Annotated in this window: 27 protein-coding genes; 11 read left to right on the top strand and 16 right to left on the bottom strand. The window is 64.8% G+C overall.

Features of this window, described 5'->3' with window-relative positions:
• Window positions 1–25 precede the first annotated feature (25 nt).
• Together ACFOOL_RS15740 and ACFOOL_RS15735 are read right to left on the bottom strand one after the other, a co-directional pair.
• On the bottom strand, window positions 26–1,123 hold the full coding sequence (locus ACFOOL_RS15740; protein ID WP_380098285.1) for a M24 family metallopeptidase: 1,098 nt from the start codon (window positions 1,121–1,123) through the stop codon (window positions 26–28).
• A gap of 26 nt (window positions 1,124–1,149) precedes the next feature.
• Window positions 1,150–1,854, bottom strand: coding sequence for an aspartate/glutamate racemase family protein (locus tag ACFOOL_RS15735; protein WP_380098284.1), 705 nt, complete (start codon window positions 1,852–1,854; stop codon window positions 1,150–1,152).
• Between the two features lie 364 nt (window positions 1,855–2,218).
• On the opposite strand from ACFOOL_RS15735, the gene ACFOOL_RS15730 reads away from it, so the two are divergent.
• Entirely contained in the window at window positions 2,219–2,761 is a 543-nt protein-coding gene (locus ACFOOL_RS15730) for a peptidylprolyl isomerase (protein WP_380098283.1), read from the top strand.
• Window positions 2,762–2,995: 234 nt separating this feature from the next.
• On the opposite strand, the gene ACFOOL_RS15725 is transcribed toward ACFOOL_RS15730, so the two are convergent.
• Entirely contained in the window at window positions 2,996–3,217 is a 222-nt protein-coding gene (locus ACFOOL_RS15725; RefSeq protein ID WP_380098282.1) for a helix-turn-helix transcriptional regulator, read from the bottom strand.
• A 353-nt stretch (window positions 3,218–3,570) separates the two neighbouring features.
• On the opposite strand from ACFOOL_RS15725, the gene ACFOOL_RS15720 reads away from it, so the two are divergent.
• On the top strand, window positions 3,571–3,858 hold the full coding sequence (locus ACFOOL_RS15720; protein ID WP_380098281.1) for a hypothetical protein: 288 nt from the start codon (window positions 3,571–3,573) through the stop codon (window positions 3,856–3,858).
• A 17-nt stretch (window positions 3,859–3,875) separates the two neighbouring features.
• Here ACFOOL_RS15720 and ACFOOL_RS15715 read toward each other — a convergent pair whose 3' ends face one another.
• Entirely contained in the window at window positions 3,876–4,535 is a 660-nt protein-coding gene (locus ACFOOL_RS15715) for a pseudouridine synthase (RefSeq protein WP_380098279.1), read from the bottom strand.
• Between the two features lie 209 nt (window positions 4,536–4,744).
• On the opposite strand from ACFOOL_RS15715, the gene ACFOOL_RS15710 reads away from it, so the two are divergent.
• The 3 genes from ACFOOL_RS15710 (at window position 4,745) to ACFOOL_RS15700 (ending at window position 6,603) form a co-directional block, all read left to right on the top strand.
• Window positions 4,745–5,281, top strand: coding sequence for a methylated-DNA--[protein]-cysteine S-methyltransferase (locus tag ACFOOL_RS15710; protein WP_380098277.1), 537 nt, complete (start codon window positions 4,745–4,747; stop codon window positions 5,279–5,281).
• 4 nt (window positions 5,282–5,285) lie between these two features.
• On the top strand, window positions 5,286–5,762 hold the full coding sequence (locus tag ACFOOL_RS15705; RefSeq protein ID WP_380098276.1) for a CYTH domain-containing protein: 477 nt from the start codon (window positions 5,286–5,288) through the stop codon (window positions 5,760–5,762).
• Window positions 5,763–5,850: 88 nt separating this feature from the next.
• Complete coding sequence (locus tag ACFOOL_RS15700; protein WP_380098275.1) at window positions 5,851–6,603, top strand: SDR family NAD(P)-dependent oxidoreductase; 753 nt, start codon at window positions 5,851–5,853, stop codon at window positions 6,601–6,603.
• Window positions 6,604–6,611: 8 nt separating this feature from the next.
• On the opposite strand, the gene ACFOOL_RS15695 is transcribed toward ACFOOL_RS15700, so the two are convergent.
• The gene (locus ACFOOL_RS15695) at window positions 6,612–7,172 is read right to left on the bottom strand and encodes a gluconokinase (RefSeq protein ID WP_380098274.1); all 561 of its coding nucleotides are present in this window, start codon (window positions 7,170–7,172) and stop codon (window positions 6,612–6,614) included.
• Window positions 7,141–7,914 (bottom strand): SDR family oxidoreductase, encoded by a 774-nt coding sequence (locus ACFOOL_RS15690; protein ID WP_380098273.1) that lies wholly within the window; start codon window positions 7,912–7,914, stop codon window positions 7,141–7,143. Before ACFOOL_RS15690 ends, ACFOOL_RS15695 begins: the two co-directional genes overlap by 32 nt.
• A gap of 203 nt (window positions 7,915–8,117) precedes the next feature.
• Here ACFOOL_RS15690 and gndA point away from each other — a divergent pair, with 203 nt between their 5' ends.
• Entirely contained in the window at window positions 8,118–9,536 is a 1,419-nt protein-coding gene (gene gndA / locus ACFOOL_RS15685; RefSeq protein WP_380098271.1) for an NADP-dependent phosphogluconate dehydrogenase, read from the top strand.
• Between the two features lie 80 nt (window positions 9,537–9,616).
• On the opposite strand, the gene ACFOOL_RS15680 is transcribed toward gndA, so the two are convergent.
• From ACFOOL_RS15680 to ACFOOL_RS15665, 4 genes are all read right to left on the bottom strand, one after another.
• A complete protein-coding gene (locus ACFOOL_RS15680; protein WP_380098270.1) occupies window positions 9,617–10,105 on the bottom strand; it encodes a GNAT family N-acetyltransferase in 489 nt (162 codons plus the stop codon).
• Window positions 10,102–11,409, bottom strand: a complete 1,308-nt coding sequence (locus ACFOOL_RS15675; protein ID WP_380098269.1) for an MFS transporter — start codon at window positions 11,407–11,409, stop codon at window positions 10,102–10,104. Before ACFOOL_RS15675 ends, ACFOOL_RS15680 begins: the two co-directional genes overlap by 4 nt.
• 96 nt (window positions 11,410–11,505) lie before the next feature.
• Window positions 11,506–12,684, bottom strand: a complete 1,179-nt coding sequence (locus tag ACFOOL_RS15670; RefSeq protein WP_380098267.1) for an FAD-dependent monooxygenase — start codon at window positions 12,682–12,684, stop codon at window positions 11,506–11,508.
• A gap of 8 nt (window positions 12,685–12,692) precedes the next feature.
• Window positions 12,693–12,938, bottom strand: coding sequence for a zinc-finger domain-containing protein (locus tag ACFOOL_RS15665; RefSeq protein WP_380098313.1), 246 nt, complete (start codon window positions 12,936–12,938; stop codon window positions 12,693–12,695).
• Between the two features lie 141 nt (window positions 12,939–13,079).
• Between ACFOOL_RS15665 and ACFOOL_RS15660 the strand changes: the two genes are divergently transcribed.
• The 3 genes from ACFOOL_RS15660 (at window position 13,080) to ACFOOL_RS15650 (ending at window position 15,091) form a co-directional block, all read left to right on the top strand.
• The gene (locus ACFOOL_RS15660) at window positions 13,080–13,850 is read left to right on the top strand and encodes an alpha/beta fold hydrolase (protein WP_380098266.1); all 771 of its coding nucleotides are present in this window, start codon (window positions 13,080–13,082) and stop codon (window positions 13,848–13,850) included.
• Window positions 13,851–13,927: 77 nt separating this feature from the next.
• Entirely contained in the window at window positions 13,928–14,755 is an 828-nt protein-coding gene (cysE, locus tag ACFOOL_RS15655) for a serine O-acetyltransferase (RefSeq protein ID WP_380098265.1), read from the top strand.
• Window positions 14,756–14,872: 117 nt separating this feature from the next.
• Complete coding sequence (locus ACFOOL_RS15650; RefSeq protein WP_198875254.1) at window positions 14,873–15,091, top strand: DUF3126 family protein; 219 nt, start codon at window positions 14,873–14,875, stop codon at window positions 15,089–15,091.
• 18 nt (window positions 15,092–15,109) lie between these two features.
• On the opposite strand, the gene ACFOOL_RS15645 is transcribed toward ACFOOL_RS15650, so the two are convergent.
• A complete protein-coding gene (locus ACFOOL_RS15645) occupies window positions 15,110–15,790 on the bottom strand; it encodes a hypothetical protein (protein WP_380098264.1) in 681 nt (226 codons plus the stop codon).
• Window positions 15,791–15,905: 115 nt separating this feature from the next.
• Here ACFOOL_RS15645 and ACFOOL_RS15640 point away from each other — a divergent pair, with 115 nt between their 5' ends.
• Complete coding sequence (locus ACFOOL_RS15640) at window positions 15,906–16,226, top strand: DUF6949 family protein (protein ID WP_380098263.1); 321 nt, start codon at window positions 15,906–15,908, stop codon at window positions 16,224–16,226.
• Window positions 16,227–16,307: 81 nt separating this feature from the next.
• Here the strand turns inward: ACFOOL_RS15640 and ACFOOL_RS15635 are convergent, their stop codons facing one another.
• From ACFOOL_RS15635 to ACFOOL_RS15625, 3 genes are all read right to left on the bottom strand, one after another.
• Window positions 16,308–16,928 carry a transglutaminase-like cysteine peptidase gene (locus ACFOOL_RS15635; RefSeq protein ID WP_380098261.1) on the bottom strand — a complete coding sequence of 207 codons (621 nt, stop codon included), beginning with the start codon at window positions 16,926–16,928 and terminating at the stop codon, window positions 16,308–16,310.
• A 136-nt stretch (window positions 16,929–17,064) separates the two neighbouring features.
• On the bottom strand, window positions 17,065–17,697 hold the full coding sequence (locus ACFOOL_RS15630; RefSeq protein WP_380098259.1) for a PilZ domain-containing protein: 633 nt from the start codon (window positions 17,695–17,697) through the stop codon (window positions 17,065–17,067).
• A gap of 149 nt (window positions 17,698–17,846) precedes the next feature.
• On the bottom strand, window positions 17,847–18,494 hold the full coding sequence (locus ACFOOL_RS15625; RefSeq protein ID WP_380098257.1) for a PAS domain-containing protein: 648 nt from the start codon (window positions 18,492–18,494) through the stop codon (window positions 17,847–17,849).
• 181 nt (window positions 18,495–18,675) lie between these two features.
• Here ACFOOL_RS15625 and ACFOOL_RS15620 point away from each other — a divergent pair, with 181 nt between their 5' ends.
• The gene (locus ACFOOL_RS15620) at window positions 18,676–19,419 is read left to right on the top strand and encodes a rhomboid family intramembrane serine protease (RefSeq protein ID WP_380098256.1); all 744 of its coding nucleotides are present in this window, start codon (window positions 18,676–18,678) and stop codon (window positions 19,417–19,419) included.
• Window positions 19,420–19,462: 43 nt separating this feature from the next.
• On the opposite strand, the gene hisI is transcribed toward ACFOOL_RS15620, so the two are convergent.
• On the bottom strand, window positions 19,463–19,915 hold the full coding sequence (gene hisI / locus ACFOOL_RS15615) for a phosphoribosyl-AMP cyclohydrolase (protein ID WP_380098255.1): 453 nt from the start codon (window positions 19,913–19,915) through the stop codon (window positions 19,463–19,465).
• 42 nt (window positions 19,916–19,957) lie between these two features.
• A complete protein-coding gene (gene folE / locus ACFOOL_RS15610; protein WP_380098254.1) occupies window positions 19,958–20,581 on the bottom strand; it encodes a GTP cyclohydrolase I FolE in 624 nt (207 codons plus the stop codon).
• Between the last annotated feature and the right edge of the window lie 114 nt (window positions 20,582–20,695).

Below are 20,695 nucleotides of genomic sequence, written 5' to 3'. Positions count from 1 at the left end.
TTTTCCTTCCTTTTATGAGTGATGGTCAGCCGACCACCAACAGCTCCCGGGGCAGGGTGCTGAAGCTCTCGCATCCCTTGTCAGTAATCAGCACATCGTCCTCGATGCGCACGCCCACGCGGCCCGGCCGGTAAAGGCCCGGCTCGATGGTGAAATAGTGGCCCGGCGCCAGCGGGGTATGGTTGCCGCGCATGATCTGGGGGGCCTCGTGCACGTCGAGGCCGAGGCCGTGGCCGGTCTTGTGCACCACGAAATCCGCGTAGGGGCTGGCTTCGAGATGACCGCGCACGGCATCGTCCAGCGCATGCGCGGTAAGGCCGGGTCGCGCAGTGTCGCGGCCGAGCGCATTGGCCGCCAGGACGACGTCGTAGAGCGCCCGGTCCTCATCGGCGACGCCGCCGACAAAAACCGTGCGGGTGATGTCGGAAGAGTAGCCGTGATGGGTCACGCCGAAATCGAACAGCAGGGCATCGCCCTGCTGGATGGCGTAGTCGCCCGAATGGCCGTGCGGCAGGGCGGAATTGAGGCCGGCCAGCACCAGCGGGGCCCCGATGGGCCCGACCACGGGCTGCTCGAGGAAGGCCTGCATCATGCGGCGCTGAACCTCGAGCTCGGTCATCCCCACGCGGACCTGGGCGAGGGTCTGGTTGAAGGCGGCCTCGGCGTAGTGGACCGCCTCGCGCAGCCGGCCCAGTTCGTCGGCTTCCTTAATCGCCCGCATGGCATTGGTGTGCTGCTGGACATTGGCGAAGGTGGCGGCGGGGAAGGCCGTTTCGAGGGCGCTAAACTCGGCGTAGCGCATGGCAAAGCCCTCGACGCCAAGGCGCCGCGCCGATACGGCTCGTGCCGCGGCGGCGAAGGCGTCGGCAAAGCCTTCCTCATCCTTCCAGCGGCAGATTTCGGCGTCGATGCCAAGCGCCTGCCAGGACTGGAATTCCAGGTCCGGCAGCACGATGGCGGGGCGCCCCTCGACCGGCACGATGAGGACCGTGGGGCGCTCCATCAGGTGGAACTGCGCCCCGGTAACGTAAAGGAAGGTGCTGCCGGGGATGATGGCGATGGCATCCACGCCAGCCCGGCTGGCGACGCCGCGCAGGCGGTTAAGACGAAGTGCTGGGGTCACGGGGGGAAACTTCTTGGTGTTGGAAACTAGGCCGCCTCGTCGGCGAGCGCGAAATCGAAGGCCGCATCGGCATGCAGCAGGGTGGAATCGAAGGGCGGTACGGCCGTCGGCAGATTGCCGATAAGCAGGCCAATCTCGGTGCAGCCCAGGATGACGCAATCGGCGCCCTGCGCCGCGCCCTTCTCGATAATCCGCTGGTATGTCGCCTGCGATTGGGGCGAGATGGTGCCTTGGCAGATCTCGTCGAAGATCACGTCGTGGACGATGGTGCGATCCGCCTCGTCGGGCACGAGCGCGTCGAGACCGTATTTCTGCTTGAGGCGGCCCTTGTAGAAATCCTGCTCCATGGTGTAGCGGGTGGCCAGCAGCAGCGGGCGGCCATAGCCGGCCGCGACGATCTTTTCAGCAGTCGCATCGACGATGTGCAATAGGGGTATGGTGGTGGCCGACGCGACCTGACCGGCCAGCCGGTGCATGGTATTGGTGCAGATGATGATGACCTTGGCCCCGGCCGCCTCGAGGCCGCAGGCCGCCTCCGCCAGGGTTTCGCCCGCCTCGTCCCAGGCACCCTTTTTCTGCAGGGCCACGATCCTGGCAAAGTCGAACGAGCGCACTACCAGTTCGGCGGAGGCCAGGCCGCCGCGCAGGTCACGCATCCGTTCGTTCAGGTGCCGGTAATAGACCGCCGTGCTCTCCCAACTCATGCCACCCAGCAAACCAATAGGCTTCATCGACCTTGTCCTCAGCGATAGCACGCCCATTTCGGAGGAACAGATTGCCTGTTCATGGCGACAATGAGCAAAACCGTGCCATTTTGTTGCGTAGACAGAGAACATGATGCTCAAAACTTGAGCAATACGACAAAATGACTATCGCGTATGACATTGCCGTGACCAACAGTCGGAGTCAATCTGTCTAATGAAGGCAAAAATGCTCAATTAGTATACAAAGATAGCATATTTTTCTAATAAATGATTATGATGCGCGATGTTGTGCTTATTATTGCCTTATATGTGGAATCGTGCAACTTGGCCGTTCGTGCTCGAAAGGCGGGCCGCCCGTCTGTTAGCAGGTGGGCCGCATACTGGAGATAAAATGACCGTTACCGTGGAAATCGAAACCGAGCTCGGCACCTTCGTGCTGGCCGTCGAAGAAGACGCGGCGCCCGTGACGGCCGCCAATTTCCTGGCCTATGTGGATGGCGGCTTCGTGCGGGAGATGTCGGCCTATCGCATCGTCACCCACGCCAACCAGCCGGCGGAGACGGTACATCGCATCGAGGTCATCCAGTGGGGCTGGCGTCCATCGAACTCGGCGCTGCCCGCCCCGTTTCCGGCGATCGCGCACGAGCCGACCTCGAAAACGGGACTATTGCACCAGCACCTTACCCTGTCGATGGCGCGCGACGCGCCGGGAACGGCCACGGGCGGCTTTTTCATCTGCATCGGCGAGCAGCCGGAACTTGATGAAGGAGGACGCCGAAATCCGGACGGCGCCGGGTTCGCGGCATTTGGCCGGGTGGTTGCGGGAGAGGACGTCATTGCCGCCATTTTCGCGCGCGCCGAGGCCAAGGAATATGTCGCTCGCCCGGTACAATTTTTGGCTGCGCGGCGCCTGAGCCCGACTTCCTGCGCCTAGTTGTTCAGTCCCGGCATCTGGTGGATTGGATCGATGATGAATCTGTCGGACCTGTCTCAGCGCGTCGACGATACTAGTTTGCGCGGCTTATCCCCTCCGCTTCCCATGGCTTATCTCGGCTGATAGACGAGTCTGCGAGCCATTCGACGCGCATGAACGTCCTCAAGCTGGCGCATTGCATCGTCGGAAAGAAGCGGTCTCATTTCCCTGTCCTGTATTTTGCATTTTCTTACCTTACTTATTTGCTGTGTCGAGGGCCTGCCGAATGCGGTTTTGCTTGACGCGTTGCTCAATCCACTCATCAATGTCGGATTCTACCCAGGTAATTCGTTTTCTACCTAAGCAAATAGCCAGTGAAAATTGGCCAGAAATACGAAAATTGAATATCGCACTTCGAGATAATCTCGTTCGCTTGCAAATTTCTCTTATGGGCAGCAGAGTTTTTTGATTGATCATAAATGTTCACGTCAATTTTTGCTAATGTTATTGAGCTAATCATCAAGATTTATGTGTTTCAACCCCGATAAAATCGGCAGACAAGCGATGTGAACGCGTTTTAATTTGCTTTAAATAATGTAATTCAGGGCGTATTATTTATGAATGAAGCAAGGTGTTTAAAAGAAAGGGGAAAATAGAAATGGGTGCGTTTGGTGAAAAATCTTGCTAATCACGAAATGCGCTTCGCATTTTGTGGCATTTACGGGCCACAAACTGTGACGCAAATTCTGATTTTTTCTTTTTTTAAGATAATATAATCAGTGTATTAGGAAAAAGTTTGCGGTACGCACCTTGAACAACGAGGCCAGGACATGCTGCTGAAACGCGATCTGCTCGAGGACATCAAGGCGGGCAAGGTGGACCTCATCTTCCGCCGCTGGAGCCGGCCGACGGTGAAGGAAGGCGGCACGCTCAAGACCAGGGTGGGGCTCCTGGCCATCAAGGCCATCACCGATATGAGCCCGGACGCGGTCACCGGGGACGAGGCACGGCGCGCCGGCTTCGAGGACGTCGCCGATTTCCGCCGCTGGCTCGATACGATGAAACAGGGAAGCCTCTTCCAGCGCATCGAGGTCGGCTATATCGGCGAGGCGGAGTAGGGTGGGCGCATCGGCGCTCAGAACGGCACGGGGGCTTCGAAGGTGGTGAACGCGCCCGTAGTGGGATGGGTGAAGCCGAGCGAGGCGGCATGGAGCTGCAGGCGGTCGGCGGCGCGAAGGTCCTCGCCCTCGGCATAAAACGCATCTCCCAGAATCACATGGCCGATGGCCTTCATGTGAACCCTGAGCTGGTGGGTGCGGCCGGTGAGCGGAATGAGACGCAGGCGCGTGGCGTTGGGCTCGCGCGCGATGACCTGCCATTGGGTCTGGGCGGGACGGCCATGGTCGTGATCCACCTTCTGGCGCGGCTTGTTGAGCCAGTCGGTGGCCAGCGGCAGGTCGACGAGGCCGCTATCGGCTTCGACCACGCCGGCGACGCGGGCGATATAGCTCTTGGTGGTCTGGCGATGCTCGAACTGGCGGCCGATAAAGCCGTGGGCCCGCTTGTTGAGCGCCAGCACCAGCACGCCGGAGGTATCCTTGTCGAGCCGGTGGCACATGCCGGCAGTGGGCCAGGTGCGGCGGGCGCGGTATTCGATGCAGTCCCACAGGCCGGGGTCCTTGCCCGGAACGCTCAAAAGGCCGCTCTGCTTGTTCACCACCAGGATATCGTCATCGACATGGATGACGTCGAGATAGGGATCCTGGGGCGGAAAGTAATCGATGAGGGTGGGCATGGGGCCGGGCATGCGGCCCTGTAGCAGACCCGCCCGGTTTGACCAAGACTTTGCCGCGACAAACCAGAGGGGCGTGCTATGGTTGCGCCATGGACCCCAGACGCTTTCATGTTTTGACGGAAGCAGCGACCAGCGTCCCCTCAAGGGGGAGGGGAGCAAAGGCAACGTTCCACCTGACAATGAAAGACCACAGGCGCGACGCCAGACTTATGGAAACGACGATTTTTTCCACCGCCCTGGGCGAATTCGGCATCGGCTGGACCGGGATGGGGATCGCGCGTGTGCATTTGCCGGGGCTGGAACGGGACGAGCTGGAGCGGGAGCTCGGCCGGGCCGGGGCACAGCCGGGCGAACCGACGCGGGCGGTGGCGGCAGTCATCGACCGCATCGAGGATTATGCCGAGGGCGAGCGGGTGGATTTTTCCGGGGTGAGGCTGGACCTGACCGGCATTCCGGATTTTCATCGCCGCGCCTATGCGCTGCTGGCGCAGGTCGGCTGGGGCGAAACCCTGACCTATGGCGAGCTGGCGCGCCGGCTGGGCGATGTCGGCCTCGCCCGAGCAGTCGGGCAGGCCATGGGCGCCAATCCCATCCCGCTGCTGCTGCCCTGCCATCGCGTGCTGGCGAGCGATGGAAAACCGGGCGGTTTTTCGGCGCCGGGCGGAAAACTGTCGAAAGTGCGGATGCTGGCGCTGGAAGGGGTCAGCGTCGGGGCACCGGCCGGGCAGCTAAGTTTCGGGTTCTGACGGCATGGCCATCGAGATCGAGCGCAAATTCCTGGTGAAGGACGATGGCTGGCGCCGGGACGCGGTCGCGCAAACGTCGCTGCGGCAGGGTTATCTCTCGACCAGCGCCAAGGCGACGGTCCGCATCCGCATCATCGACGACGCCAGGGCGTTCCTGACGCTCAAGGGGCCCATGGAGGGCATCAGCCGCGCCGAATTCGAATATGAGGTGCCGCTGGAGGACGGCAGGGCGCTTCTCGAAATGGCGCGGCCCCATGTGGTGGAAAAGCGCCGCCATATCGTGCCCCATGCCGGGCTCGACTGGGAGGTGGACGTTTTCGAGGGCGCGCATAAGGGGCTGATGATGGCCGAGGTGGAGCTGGCGAGCGCGGACCAGACGGTCGCCATCCCCGACTGGGCCGGCCGGGAGGTGACCCATGACGACCGCTACGCCAATGCCAGCCTGTCGCGCCGGCCGGGGGTTCCCGAACCCGCGGGCTGAACGGTCCGTTCATCGTCGTGTTTGTCCTCGATCATGGCAAAGGGGCAGGGGTGCGCCCATATTGGGGAGACAAACATAGGAGATTGAAATGGCAAAGGATTTTACGGGTAAAGTCGCTTTCGTCACCGGTGCCGCCTCCGGCATCGGCGAGGCCGTCGCCACGCAGCTCGCCGAGCGGGGCGCCAAAGTCGTCGTGGCCGATCTCAAGCTCGACGCCGCCAACAGAGTGGTCGAAGCGATCAAGGCCAAGGGGGGCGAAGCGGCTGCGGTCGCCGTCGATGTGGGGGATGCCGCGCAGGTGGAAAAGGCGGTGCAATTCGCCACCGACACGTTCGGCAAGCTCGATCTTGCGGTCAACAATGCCGGGATCGGCGGGGCGGCCGCACCCCTTGGCGACTATACGCTCGAGGACTGGCACAAGGTCATCGACGTCAATCTCAATTCCGTTTTCTATTCGATGAAATACGAAATCGCCGCCATGCTGAAATCGGGCGGCGGCGCCATCGTCAACATGGCCTCGATCCTGGGTTCGGTGGCCTTCCCCAATGCTCCGGCCTATGTCGCGGCCAAGCATGGCGTGGTGGGCATGACCAAATCGGCCGCCATCGACTACGCCAAGAAGGGCATCCGCGTCACCGCGGTGGGGCCGGGCTTCATCGACACGCCGCTGCTCCAGGGGATGCCCCAGGAGGCCTATGACGGTCTCGTCGCCATCCATCCGGTCGGGCGGCTGGGCAAGGCCGAGGAAGTGGCGGCGCTGACCCTGTTCCTGCTCTCGGATGCGGCGTCCAACATCACCGGGTCCTATCACCTGGTGGATGGCGGCTACGTCGCCCAATAGGACCGGGCCTATTGCCAGCGCTTGAAGGTCTTCAAATGGTCGAGCGCGCCGGTGACGGTGCGCACGATCCTGTCGACGCTGTCGGTGACCGGAACGGCCATGGCGTGCTCGGTCTGCGGATCGGGCACTTCCAGCGTGGCGAACTGGCTGTCGAGCAGGCTGCGGGGCATGTATTCATGGCTGCGCCGGGACATACGCTCGCCGATCACCTCCTTGCTGCCCTCCAGATAGACGAACAGCACCGGCTCGTCCGCCCGCTCGGTGATGAAATCGCGATAGGCGCGCCGCAGCGCCGAACAGGCGCCCACCGCCACGCCCTTTTTCTCCGCCGCCTCCTTGAGCGCCGCGGTCAGCGCCTCCAGCCAGGGCCAGCGGTCCTCGTCGGTCAGGGGCGTTCCGGAGCGCATCTTCTCGACGTTTTCAGGCGGATGGTACTGGTCGCCATCGAGGAAGGGGGCATGCAGGGCCCGGCCGAGCGCCGCGCCGACGGTGGATTTTCCCGATGAGCTGACGCCCATGACGATGATGATGCGGGGTTCAGACCGTAGCGGTGAAGGCGCCGTCGACATAAAGAATGTGTCCATTGACAAAGCGGGAGGCCTCGGAGGCCAGGAAGATCGCGGCGCCGCCCAGTTCCTCGGGCCGGCCCCAGCGGGCCATCGGCGTGCGGGCCTCGATCCAGGCGTTGAATTTCTCGTCCTTGAGCAGGGCATCGTTCATTTCGGTGGCGAAATAGCCCGGCGCGATGCCGTTGACGTTAAGGCCGTGGCGCGCCCAGTCAACCGCCATGCCGCGCGTCAGATTGGCGACGGCGCCCTTCGTGGCGGCATAGGGGGCGATGGAGGGACGCGAGAGCGCCGCCAGCAGCGAGCAGATATTGACGATCTTGCCCGAGCCGCGGGCGATCATGTGGCGCGCCACCGCCTGGCTGACAGTGAACACCGAGGTGAGATTGGTGGCGACGATCTGGTCGAATTTTTCCGGGGGAAAGGCTTCGAGCGCGCTGCGGAACTGCATGCCGGCATTGTTGACGAGGATATCGATGGGGCCGATCTCGCCCTCGATATGGGCGACGGCGTGCTCGACGCTGTCGCGGCTGGTGACGTCGAAGGCGAGGGCGGTGACATCGGCACCGCTCTCGGCCAGATCAGCCGCCGCGGCGCCCAGCGCCACCTCGTCCCGGCCGTTGAGCACCAGCGCCGCGCCGGCGCCCGCCAGCGCCCGGGCCATGGCCAGCCCCAGGCCGCGACTCGAGCCGGTGACGAGAGCCCGGCGGCCGGCGAGGCTGAAAGCGGAAAGCTGCGTGCTCATGATCGTCCTCGATTTTCGCATGGGCGCCAGTAGAGGGCCACGAGACGCGGCGGCGCAAGCCTATTCTTCCATACAAGCGGCGCGGCAGGGCGGGAATTTGCATATCCAGCCCGTCCTTCCGGCGATAGAGTGTAGTCAGTTTCGCCGCCAGCGGACCTGTGCTAGGCGTGGCGGCACCAAGAAGACCTGGAAGGATCGTGTGTATGTCGACTGCGGATATCGGCCTGATCGGCCTGGCGGTGATGGGTTCCAATCTTGCGCTCAACATCGCGGAGAAAGGCTATACTATTGCCGTTCACAACCGCTCTTCGGGCCGGATCGACGATTTCATGGCCGAAGCCAAGGCGCAGGGACTGGATGGCAAGGCCGTGCCCAAATACGACCTGGCCGATTTCGTCAAGGCAGTGAAGGCGCCGCGCTCGATCATCATCATGGTCAAGGCCGGCAAGCCGGTGGACGACATGATCGAGCAGCTCCTGCCGCATCTGGAGCCGGGCGACGCCATCATCGAATGCGGCAATTCGCTCTTTACCGATACGCAGCGCCGCTTCGATTACCTCAAACCCAAGAATATCGGCTATCTGGGCGTCGGCGTTTCGGGCGGCGAGGAGGGCGCGCGCCACGGGCCCTCGATCATGGTCGGCGGCTCCAAGGAGCAGTGGCACAATGCCGAGGCGGTGCTGACCGCCATCGCCGCCAAGTTCAACGGCGAGAGCTGCTGCGCCTATCTGGGCGAAGGCGGGGCAGGGCATTTCGTCAAGACCATCCATAACGGCATCGAATATGGCGACATGCAGATGATCGCCGAGGTCTATGGGGTAATGCGCGACGGGCTGGGCATGTCGCCCAAGGCCTGCGCCGAAGTGTTCCGCAAATGGAACGAGGGGCCGCTCAATTCCTATCTCATCGAAATCACCGGCCATGTGCTGGACGCGGTGGACGAGGAGACCGGCAAGCCGCTGGTCGAGCTGATCCTGGACAAGGCCGGCCAGAAGGGCACCGGCGTCTGGTCCGCCATCGTCGCCCAGCAGATGGGCGTGCCCGCCACCGCCATCGAAGGAGCCGTGGCCGCCCGCTCGATCTCCTCGCGCAAGGACGAGCGCGTCGCCGCCGAAGCCATCTATGGCAAGCCGGACCGGGCCCGCACCGAAGCGACGCTGGACGAACTCGAAAAGGCGCTGCTGGCCGGCAAGATCGTTTCCTATGCGCAGGGTTTCGCCGTCATCGCCAAGGCCTCGGAGGAAAACGGCTGGGCGCTGCCGCTGGCCACTATCGCCAAGATCTGGCGCGCCGGCTGCATCATCCGCTCGCGCTTCCTCGACCAGATGGCCTCCGCCTACAGCAAGGGAGAGGCCACCAATCTGCTGGTGGTGCCCGATTTCGTCGCCATCATGAAAGACGCCCATCCGAGCCTGAGGAAAGTGGTCGCGGCGGCGGCCATGGGCGAATTCCCCATGATCTGCCTGTCGGCGGCGCTGAGCTATTTCGACAGCTACCGCCAGGCGCAGGGCACCGCCAATCTCATCCAGGGCCAGCGCGACTTCTTCGGTGCGCACGGCTTCGAAATCGAGGGCCGCGGCAGCGATTTGCACGGCACATGGCCCTCGACGCTGGGCAATTGAGGCGGAATAGAAACGAATTTGGAAAGGCCGGGCGGATGTCCCGGCCTTTTTTCATGGCGGGGCGGGTGGATGACGAAACGCTACAGCGCCCGGAACATCACATAGGCATCCACATAGCCGTGGAGAGGGTGGTGGAAGGCTTCGGGGAGGGTGCCGACGATGGAAAAGCCGAGCTTCTGCCACAGCGCCACGGCGCCCCGGTTGGTCGAGACGACATGGTTGAACTGCATGGCGCGGAAGCCGCGCCGGCGGGCGCGGTCGAGCGAGTGCAGGCACATGGCGCGGGCGACGCCCCGGCCGCGCGCTTCGGGCGCGGTGATGTAGCCGCAATTGGCGACATGGGCGCCGCCGCCGCCCTGGTTGGGCTGCAGATAATAGGTGCCCACGATGCGGCCGCCGATCTCGGCCACGAACACTTCGTGGCGGGGCATGAACCAGAAACCGGCGATGCCGGCCGCGTCCAGATCGCGGTCGATGGCGTAGGTTTCGCCGGCAGCCAGTACCGGCGCGACGATGGCGAGGATCGCCGCGCGGTCGACATCGGCGGCGGGGCGGATCACGAGGGTCATTCGTCGAGCGGAGGCACCCGGACCTGGCCGGGCGGGGGCATTTCGGGAACCTGGGGATGATCGGCGATGCTCGGCCGGCGGCTGAGCTCGAAGCGCCAGGCGGCGAAGGCGAAGATCAGGAGGGCGATGGCCACGCTGGCGCTGGCGGCGACGAAGGGGGCGCCGGGAAAATAGCCCGGGGAACCGGGGGTGGTGGTGTAGAAGGAAAAGATCTGCGTCGCCGCCAGCGGCCCGATAATGGTGGCCAGCGAACTTGCGGCGTTGACCGCGCCCTGCAATTCGCCCTGGCCGTTGTCCGGCACCTGCCGGGACAGGACGCCATTGATGGCGGGCGGGGCCAGCCCGCTGACGGTGCCGACGAGGATGAAGAGGTAAAGCTGGAACACGTCCGCCGCCAGCGCCACGCCGGCGAAGGCGGCCACGGCGGCGAGCAGCCCGATCATGGCGACGGCCGGCTCGCCGATGCCGCGCGAGAGGGGGCCGGCGAGCAGGGCCTGGCTGATGGCGAAGCCGAGCCCGAAGGCGCCCAGCGTGCGGCCGATGGCCGAGGAGGTGAAATCGAACATCTCGACGGTGAAATAGCTGAACACCGTCGGCAGCGCCTGCGCCGAGAGCTGGAAGAAGAACAGCACGCTCAGCAGCCAGAGCACCGAAGGATATTTCTTCAGCGCCAGCACGGCGCCGAGCGGATTGGCGCGGCGGATATCGAATTTGCGGCGCGACGATTTGGGCAGGCTTTCGGGCAGGATGAACAGGCCGAACAGGAAATTGGCGAAGGCCAGCCCGGCGGCGGCGAAGAAGGGTACACGCGGGCCGATCTCCCCCAGCTCGCCGCCAATGACCGGCCCGATGATGAAGCCCAGGCCGAAGGCGGCGCCGATGAGGCCGAAACGATGGGTGCGCTTATGGGGCGGGGTGATGTCGGCCATATAGGCGGTGGCGGTGGCCAGGGCGGCGCCGGCGATGCCGGCGATGATGCGGCCGACGAACAGATACCAGACGAAGGGCGCGATCGACATCATCAGGTAGTCGAAGGTCAGGCCCAGCAGCGACAGCAGCAGCACCGGGCGGCGCCCGAACCGGTCCGACAGATTGCCCAGCACCGGCGAGAAGACGAATTGCATGAAGGCATAGGCGAAGACCAGATAGCCGCCGATGACGGCCGCTTCCGCCACGCTGCCGCCGGTCAGCTCATCGAGCAGTTCGGGCAGGACGGGCACGATGATGCCAACGCCGATCATGTCGAGCAGGACGGTGATGAGGATGCAGGTCAGGGTCAGGCGGGAGCGTATCGCAGCTTGCATGAAGTGGTCCTGAACCTTCCTGTTGTCCTCTGCCGCCAGTGCCGCAATTGACACGGCCCTTTGTGTCAACGCAAGGGCGGGCGGCCAGGAACGGCGTCAGCCTGTGGAACCTTCGCCCGGACGATAGCCATAGACCCAGCCGAGCCGGCGCAGATGCGCCCGCGGTCCCTGCAGCTTCATGACCGTGTCGCGGGCCAGATTGGCCGGCCAGCCCAGATGGAAGATCCGGCCATTGCGGGCCGAAAGGGTGGCGACGCGGCGGACGCGCTGCTGGCGAAGGGCGGCGTAGCGGGCGAAGGCCCGTTCGGCGGTGTCCGAGCCGGCCAGCAGGGGCGCCAGCGCCTCGGCATCCTCGATGCCCATGGCGGCGCCCTGCGCCTGGAACGGCACCATGGCGTGCGCCGCATCGCCGATCAGCCCCACATTGCCGCGATGCCAATCGGGCGTCTCGACGGTAAAGAGCGGCCATGGCGTCCACTCCTGACCGGCGGCGGCCATGATGACGTCGACCCGCGGGCCGGGCCGCACCGGGCGCGGCTGGCCGCCGGTCTCGGGGGAGCGGCCCGGCATGAACAGCGCCAGATTGACCTGGCCGCGATGGGGCAGGGGATAGCAGACCAGATGAAAGCCGGAGCCGAAGAACACCGAAACCCGATCCGGCGCGATCTGGCCCAGGACCAGATCGGCCGGCACCAGGCTGCGCCAGGCGATGCGGTGGCCGAAGACGGCCTCCGGCCCGCCCAGAATCGCCCGCCGGGTCGTGGAATGCACGCCATCGGCGCCGACAAAGGCATGGGCCCTGGCGGTGCGGCTGGAGCCATCGGCTTCACCGATGGTGACGGTGACGCCCTTTTCATGCGAGGCCACGGTCCAGTTGCCGACGCCGAACAGGATGTCGATATTGGCGAAGCGGCGGCAGGCCTTGTAGAGCACGTCCGCGAGATCGGCGCGGTGCATGACGGCATAGGGGGCGCCGAAGCGCTCGCGCATGATGGCGCCCAGTTCCATGCTGACGCCGGGGGCCTGGCTGCCCTGCGGATAGGTGTCGAGCGCCGCCGGCTCGAGGCTGGCGCGGGCGATGGCCTCGCCCAGCCCCAGCCGGTCGAGCGCATGCCGCGCATTGGGACTGATCTGCAGGCCGGCGCCGAATTCATGCGGAACCGGGCTGCGCTCGAGCACTGTCACCGACGCGCCGAACTTGGCCAGCGCTAGGGCCAGCGTCATCCCTGCAATGCCGGCTCCGGCGACGATATAGCTGCGGCCCGTGGCGGGCATGGCGTCACTCAGGCAGCGTTGGCCCGGTAGATGGTGGAGGCGGGGTTGGCGTTGCCCGCACCCAGCTCGGCCTTGTAGACATAAAGGGTCGAGCAATAGGGGCAGACGATTTCCTCGTCCTTGCCCATGTCGAGAAACACGTGCGGATGGTCGAAGGGCGGCAGGGCGCCGATGCACTGGAATTCGCGGGAACCCACCTCGATGCTGCGCAGACCTTCGGTGTTGTGGAAATGCGGGATCGCGCCTTGAGCCATGATCGGAGCCTGGGTGGTGTTGGAATTGGCGGGACCATAGCCAAACGCTCCGGCCAAGAAAAGGGTCCAGAATGACCGATCGGCCTTGCTTTTGTGTCGTGAAACCGCGAAAGGCCCGGCAAGCCGCTGAAGGGGACCGATATGCCTGAATTCATCTCCCACGATCTCTCCCTCGCCTATGAGGTGCACGGCGCCGGCACGCCGGTGCTGTGCGTGCACGGCTTCGGCTCGAACGGCAAGGTGAACTGGATCGATACGGGCTGGGTCGAAACGCTCACCGGGGCGGGCTACCAGGCCATCACCTTCGACAATCGCGGCCACGGCCAGACGGACAAGCCGCACGATCCCGAGCTCTATTATCCCGGGCTCATGGCCGAGGACTGCGTGGCGCTGCTCGACCATCTGGGCATCGGGCGGGCGGCGGTGCTGGGCTATTCCATGGGCGCGCGGATCGCCGCCTTCCTGGCCTTCGCGCACCCCGAACGCGTGGCGGCGGCCATTTTCGGCGGCATGGGGATGAACCTCGTCAACGGCCTGACCGACGGCAACGACATCATCGCCGGGCTGCGCGCCCCGAAACTGTCCGATCTCACCCACCCCACGGCGCGCCAGTTCCGCATCTTCGCCGATCACACCGGCTCGGACCGGGAGGCGCTGGCCGCCTGCATGGAAACCTCGCGCCAGCCCATGGCCCGCGCCGATGTACGCCGCATCGAAGTGCCGGTGCTCGTGGCCGTGGGAGAGGCCGACGACATGGCCGGGCGCCCCGAAGCGCTGGCCGAATTGCTGCCGCGGGCCGAGGCCGTGCTGGTGCCCCGGCGCGACCATATGCGCACCACGGGCGACAAGGTGTTCAAGGAAGCGGCGCTGGCGTTTCTGGCTAAAAATTTTCCCGCCGCGACGATTTCGTGAACCGAATCGGCGCATGAGGCTTTGTCTTGAGAAGAAAACGGCTTATATCGTCAAATCTCGATGAAGCGGAGAATGTCATGAGCGGCGGTGCCAAGAAAGCGGCCCAAATCCAGTCTGTCGATCCGGTCTGGGACGCCGTGCGCTCGGGGGCGCAGCAGATATTGGACAGCGAACCATCGCTGGCCAATCTGGTGCTGTCGAGCATTCTCAACCATGAAAGTTTCGAGGATGCGCTGGCCCACAGGCTGGCGGCGCGGCTCGATCACGAAGAGCTGTCCGCCGACATGATCCGGCAGGCCTTTGCCGAAACGCTGCGCGACAATCCCGATATCGGCGCGGCGGCGCGCGCGGATCTGGCCGCGACGCTGGAGCGCGATCCGGCGTGCCACCGGGCCATCGAGCCGCTGCTGTATTTCAAGGGCTATCAGGCCATCCAGACGCACCGCTTCGCCCACGCCATGAACAGGGCGGGCCGCCGCGACTTCGCGCTTTATCTGCAAAGCCGGTCCAGCCAGGTGTTCCAGGCAGATATCCATCCCGCCGTGCCCATGGGCAAGGGCATCATGCTCGACCACGGCACCGGCCTCGTCATCGGGGAAACGGCGGTGGTCGGCGACAATGTCTCGATGCTGCAAAACGTCACGCTGGGCGGAACCGGCAAATCCGACCAGGACCGGCATCCCAAGATCGGCAATGGCGTCCTGATCGGCGCCGGCGCCAAGGTGCTGGGCAATATCAGGGTGGGCGACTGCTCGCGCATCGGCGCCGGGTCGGTGGTGCTCAAGGAGGTTCCCGAGCGGACCACGGTGGCCGGCGTGCCGGCCCGGGTGATCGGGGAAGCGGGCTGCGCCCAGCCGGCGCTGGTCATGGACCAGATGGTGCTGGTGCACGATACGAGCAAGTAGACGCAGGGCCACAGGCGCGGCGGCGTTGTCCCCGCTAAAATGCGGGGGCCGGGGGTTGTCAGCGCCGGGACAGAGACTAGATTGCGCCCCGAAACCCAACCAGCAGGACATGCCCCCGTGAACCATCCGGAAATCATCAAGCTGCAGAAATTCCTGCAGCGCACCTTCAACAACCGCAATATCGACGTGCGGCCGCGCGCCAAGCTCAACGATTCCGTGGAAGTGTTCATCGGCGAGGAGTCGATCGGGCTGATCCATGTCGACGATGAGGACGGCGACAAGTCCTATATGTTCTCCATGTCGATCCTCGATATCGACCTGGACGATATCGACTGAGGCGGAAACTGAACTGCTTTATAGCGCGCCGATGCGGCCCAGCCAGCGGGCCAGTTCCGCGTCGAAGCGTTTCCAGAAGGGCAGGGCGGTGGCGTCGAAGCCGATGATGGCGGCGAGGCCGCTGGGCAGGTGGACGGTGCGCAGGCAGCGTTCCGGCCCGTCCTCGCCGACCGGGGCGGCGCATTTGGCGACGAAGGGATGGGACGAGAGCGCGTCGTACCAGACGGTTTCGCCCGAATAGCCTTCGCCCGGCAGCAGCGGCTTGCCGACGAGGCCGGGCACGCCCCCCACTGTCCCCTCCGCGAACTGATGCAGATAGACCGCGTCGAGCAGCGTGCTGCTGGCGCGCGCGCGGCTGCGCGGAACCAGCGTGACTTCCACGGGAACCGGCGCCGCGTCCTCCGCCAGCTCGAGGACGAAGGCCAGATCCGCCTGGGTGGCGAAGCCAGTCTTCATCTGCTCGCCATAGCGGAACCAGGACGCCGGAATGGTCAGCTCGCGCCCGGCTATGGTCTGGACCAGCGGGTTTTCATCCGCGAGCGAGGGCATGGCCGGCTGGTCCGGGCGGCCCGCCCGATCGATGGCATAGGCCAGCGCCACCGCCGCGAGCAGCACCAGAACGGCGATCCCGGCAAGGTTATAGGCCAGCGAAGCGTGGCCGGAATCGGATGCATCGGCGCGGGCTCGCGAAGTCGACATGGCCGGCGTTAACCAGAATTCTCGCAGGGGGGTGACAGCTTATTGGGCAGACAATATGCTTAACAAAGGGTAAAGATTTCACCCGGCGACGCCGAGGGTATGGAGACGGCAGGCCATGGCAAGGGAACTTCTGCTGGCGGCGTTCATCATGGGCGTCGGGATTTGCATCTCGGGCGCGGCGACGCATCTTTATCAATGGCTGACGCGCCAGCGCGCCATGCTGCGCATGGACGGCAGCACCTATCTCGCCTCGATGGGTCATGTGGCGATCAGCTTCGTATGCGGGCCCTATATCATGCTGCAGGTGGGCTGGCGGCATGAGGAGGATGGGACCATATCCATGACTTCGGTGCTGATCTCGGCGCTGGTGGCGTTCGGCTGGGCCTTCATCACTGGGCTGCTGTTCATGGGCGCCTATGTGGCGCTGAGATTTTAGGCGGAGCCCATATTCAGCCGTCGGCTTGCGGGGCTCGTTCGCCTCCCTCCCTTCAAGGTGGAGGGGGACGTATCGAGTGGTTCAGTGACGGTTGGCGGCGACGACGGTGACGCGGTCGTCGATCATGTCGACCCACTGGCCGGCATGGGCCTGGGACTGGCGCTTGATGTATTTGTAGGGGGTTTCGTTCCAGACGCGGATGGCGCCGTCCTGGTTGTCGAGGACGAGGTCGCCCCGGTCGGTGCGCACCAGCAGCACGGCGTGGCCATTGCCATTGGCCTCGCGGACCACGGCGATCATCAGCGTGCTGGGATGCCAGCCGGCCTCGATGAGGTCGCGGCGCTTGGCCAGGGCGAAATCCTCGCAGTCGCCATAGCCGTTCGGATAGGTCCAGAATTCGTCGACCTGGTAGAGGTCCCGGTCGCTGACCGGCACCACGGTCTGATTGTAGTGGGCATTCACCGCCACCAGTTGCTGCCAGTTGGCTTCGGTCAGCGCCGCCGCGGCCACCACGGTGTCGTGGGCCTGGCATTCGGCCGGGCGGGACTGGCAGAATTCGAGATGGCCCACCGGGATGGAGGTGGTGCCGCCGGCGGTCTGGACGAAGGCGACATTGGTAAGGTCGAGCGCGGCGGCAGGATTTGCCAAGGCGAGGAAGGCCCCGATCAGTCCGGCGAGCAAGCCCTTGTCGTTGAATGCCATTTTGCAGTCTCCCTGATGGAGACCACGTTAGGCGGGGCGAATTGCGCCGATCCGAAAAGTGCCACGCAGTTTTTATGCGTGTTTTATCGAGTGGCGAAGGGACCTGTTTACCATGAAGGGTAGCGCGAGGGCGGGGTCAGTTCATCCGCAGGTTCTGCTGCACGACGGTCAGCATTTCCTGGGCGGCGGCGAATTCCACCGCCACGCCATTCTGGAAATGCCGGATGACGCGGGCGCGCATGCGCCCCAGCGTGATCGGGGTGCCCATGGCCGGGCGGACGTCGAGTTCGATGGCGGCGCCCGACAGGGAAATGTCGATGATCTTGCAATTATAGCGGCGACCATCGTCGAGCACGACGGTGGAATGGCGGATATCGGGCACGACGCGCTCATGGCGCCGGTCCTCGGGCAGGTCGAGAAGATCCTTGTTGGCCAGCCAGGTGAGCTGGGCGGCCATCTTGTCGCGCTTGCGGGGGGAGGCGGCGATATCCATGACGAAGCCGCCGTCGACCTGTGCGAGGATGGTGCCCTCGACACGGCCCAAATGATCGAGATAGGCGATGATGCGCTCGCCCACGATCCCCGGCACGGGCGCGATCACCACCGCGTCGCCGGGGGACATGGCCAGGACCTGGCAGGGAAACTCGCGCCGGTCGGCCAGCATGTAGCGGCCCAGAATCGACACCTTCACGCGCTGAAAGCGCTGCTCCGCGCTCTCCGAGCGCAAGGCGGCGGCGGCCGGCGGCGCGGCAATGTCTTCACTCAGCATGGTCAACCTGTGCCAGGAACCGGGGGTTTTCCACCGCAAGTTAGCCGGTCTTGGTTAACGGTTGATGAGAAAGCCGCTGTCAAGATACGGCAAAAGCCGTATATCGGTCCGGCGCTTTACCGGTCCGGGCCGAAAGCTCCGAATAGAGCTCAGTCGCGGCCGCCGTCGATGACGGCGAGATGGGCGTAGCGGCGCGCCGAACGGCCATAGACGGTGGTGGGCAGGGCCATGGGGGCGGCGGGATAGGCAGTGTCGTTGACGACGCTGGACATCACCTCCCGCGCCGTTTCCTCGGCCGAAATCTCGTCCGGCCAGATCAGCCGCAGGCCGGTGATGCGCTGCTCGAGAATCGGCTGCACGCCGAGCCAGTAGGGCTCTTCGAGGGCGGACATGGCGCCCAGGATCCGCGTATGGGTGGAGCCGTTGTGGCGCAGCGGCATGAGGATGATCTCGAAGCTCACCCGCGTCTGCAGGGCGGTGGCGCCCTGGAAGGTGGCGAGCGCGACCGCATGATCTTCGGTGACCGCCCGGATCAGGGTCTCCATGGCGTCATTGTCACGGTCGTGCCAGAGGGCCGAGAAGGACCGTCCCTTCAATTCGCGGCAATAGCTGGTGCACAGGTGCGAGCCGGCCAGGCGGAAGGAGAATTTGTCCGCATCGGCCATTTCCAGGATGAAGGTATTGGCCAGCGCCTCGCGGATGCGCGTGGGGTCGATGTCGCGGCGGTCGGGCGCGCTGCGCGATCCCCGAATCGCGTTCCAATAGGTATAGAGCGTCTTGGTGCTCGGCATCTGCATCGTCGGAATCCGCTTTGGAGGCGAGGAAAGATCCCGGTCTGGATCGAATCCGTCACTGACCGACAATTGCAAAATGCAGCCGCCAAGGCGCGCTTAAAGAATAGTTAAGGTTAACGCCGGCGGCCCCGTGTGGAAAAGTTAACGCAGGGCCGCAGGCCAGCAGCAGCGCAGGACGCTTCCGATGAGTGAACAAGGCCAGACGCCCGCAACGCCGGAGCCTGCAGGACGCGAGCCGGTCTTTCTCCTGCCGGGCGCGGTGACCGCGCTGGTGGGCGTGCTGATCGCCATTCACCTGGCGTCAACCCTGGTTCTTAACCCGGACGGGCAGGGCCTCGTGCTGTTCTGGTTCGCCTTCCAGCCCTATCGGATCGTGCTGGCAGGGGTGGAGCCCAGCCTCGCCATTCCATTGATCTGGACGCCCTTCTCCCATGCCTTCCTGCATGCGGGATGGGAGCATCTGCTGATCAACGTGGCGTGGCTGGCGATCTTCGCCACTCCGGTGACGCGGCGCTACGGGGCCGGGCCGATGCTGGCCCTGTTCCTGGTCTCGGCGGCGGCGGGTGCGGGGTTTTTCGCGGCGACGACGCTTCACGACCAAATTTACCTGATAGGCGCTTCGGGAGGCGTCGCCGGGCTGACCGGTGCGGCCATGCGGTTCATCTTCCAGCCGGTGCTGATGGCCCGGCACCCCGAAACCGGCCAGCCCGTGGTGCTGGGGCGGCGGCTGGCCAGCCTCGCGGAAGTCTTCGTCAATCCGCGCTCGCGCTATTTCACCCTGATCTGGCTGGCCCTCAATGCCGCCGTGCCGCTGGTGCCGGTGCTGACCGGCTCCTCGCTCAACATCGCCTGGCAGGCGCATCTGGGGGGCTTCGCCGCCGGGTTCCTGCTGGTGGGGCTGTTCGAGCGCAAGGCGGCGGGGGAATAGGGCTGCCGGTCGGGCGGCATGGAACGCCGCACCGGCGGTTGCGTCAGTTCCCGTAAACCGCCTCGGGGTCGAAGAGGCGGGGGAGGCCGATATCCTCGAGCCGCGCTTCGCCATCGGCGAAGACGACGCGGCGATAGAAGCAGGATTGCCGGCCGGTATGGCAGGCGGCGCCGCGGCCGGTCTGGCGCACGGCCATGACCAGGCAGTCCTGGTCGCAATCGGTGCGCAATTCGACCACTTCCTGCACCTCGCCGGAGGTTTCGCCCTTCTTCCACACCGACTGGCGCGAGCGCGACCAATAGTGCGCGATGCCGGTCTCGAGGGTAAGGGCGAGGGTTTGAGCGTTCATATGGGCGACCATGAGCACGGCATTGGTCGCCGCGTCCACGGTGACGACGGTGACGAGGCCGCCGGCGTCGAAACGCGGGGCGAAGGCGCCGCCTTCTTCGAGGGTGGCGTGATCGAGGGTTTTGGGGTCGGTGAAGGTCAGGGGCATGGCCAGAACTGAAACCGGGAAGGGGCGGGCGCGCAGGGAGGGCTAACGGTGCCCGACCATGGCGAAGAAGCGGTCCTGTTCGCGGCGGTCCTCGGCGAAGACGCCGGTGAAGCGATGGGTGACGGTCTTGACGTCATGAGCTTTGACGCCGCGCATGGTCATGCACATATGTTCGGCCTCGAGCAGGACGGCGGCGCCGCGCGGGCCGAGATTTTCGTTGATGGCGTCGACGATCTGCGCCGTCATGGTCTCCTGGGTCTGGAGGCGCCGCGCGAACACTTCCACCAAGCGGGCGAGCTTGGACAGGCCCACCACGCCGTCATGGGGCAGATAGGCGATGTGCGCCTTGCCGTAAAAGGGCACCATGTGGTGCTCGCAATGGGCGTAGAAGGGGATGTCCTTGACCAGGACGAGGTCGTCATAGCCGCCCACGTCGCGGAAGGTTTTGGACAGCACCTCCCGGGCGTCCTGGCCGTAGCCGGAGAACAGTTCCCCATAGGCCTTGACGACGCGCGAGGGGGTTTCGCGCAGGCCTTCGCGGTCCGGGTCGTCGCCGGCCCAGGCGATCAACGTGCGCACGGCCGCCTCGGCCTCCTCCCGGCTCGGGCGGGCCGAAGGTTCGGCCGGGGCGGGCAGGGGCTTGAGCGACTTGATTTGAGCATCCATTCGGTCCGGCTCCTTGCATTGCGACCGCGTCCATAACGCCGCGGCGGGCGCGTCGGGTCATGGCAGGCGTATTTCCCCTGACTCTCGGACGGAGACCTCCTATATAGAAGCGGA

Origin of the sequence: Devosia honganensis (assembly GCF_042648785.1) — a bacterium.
Lineage (GTDB): Bacteria > Pseudomonadota > Alphaproteobacteria > Rhizobiales > Devosiaceae > Devosia > Devosia honganensis.
The sequence above is the reverse complement of the archived record's forward strand: the minus strand, read 5'-3'. Positions and strand labels throughout refer to the sequence as shown.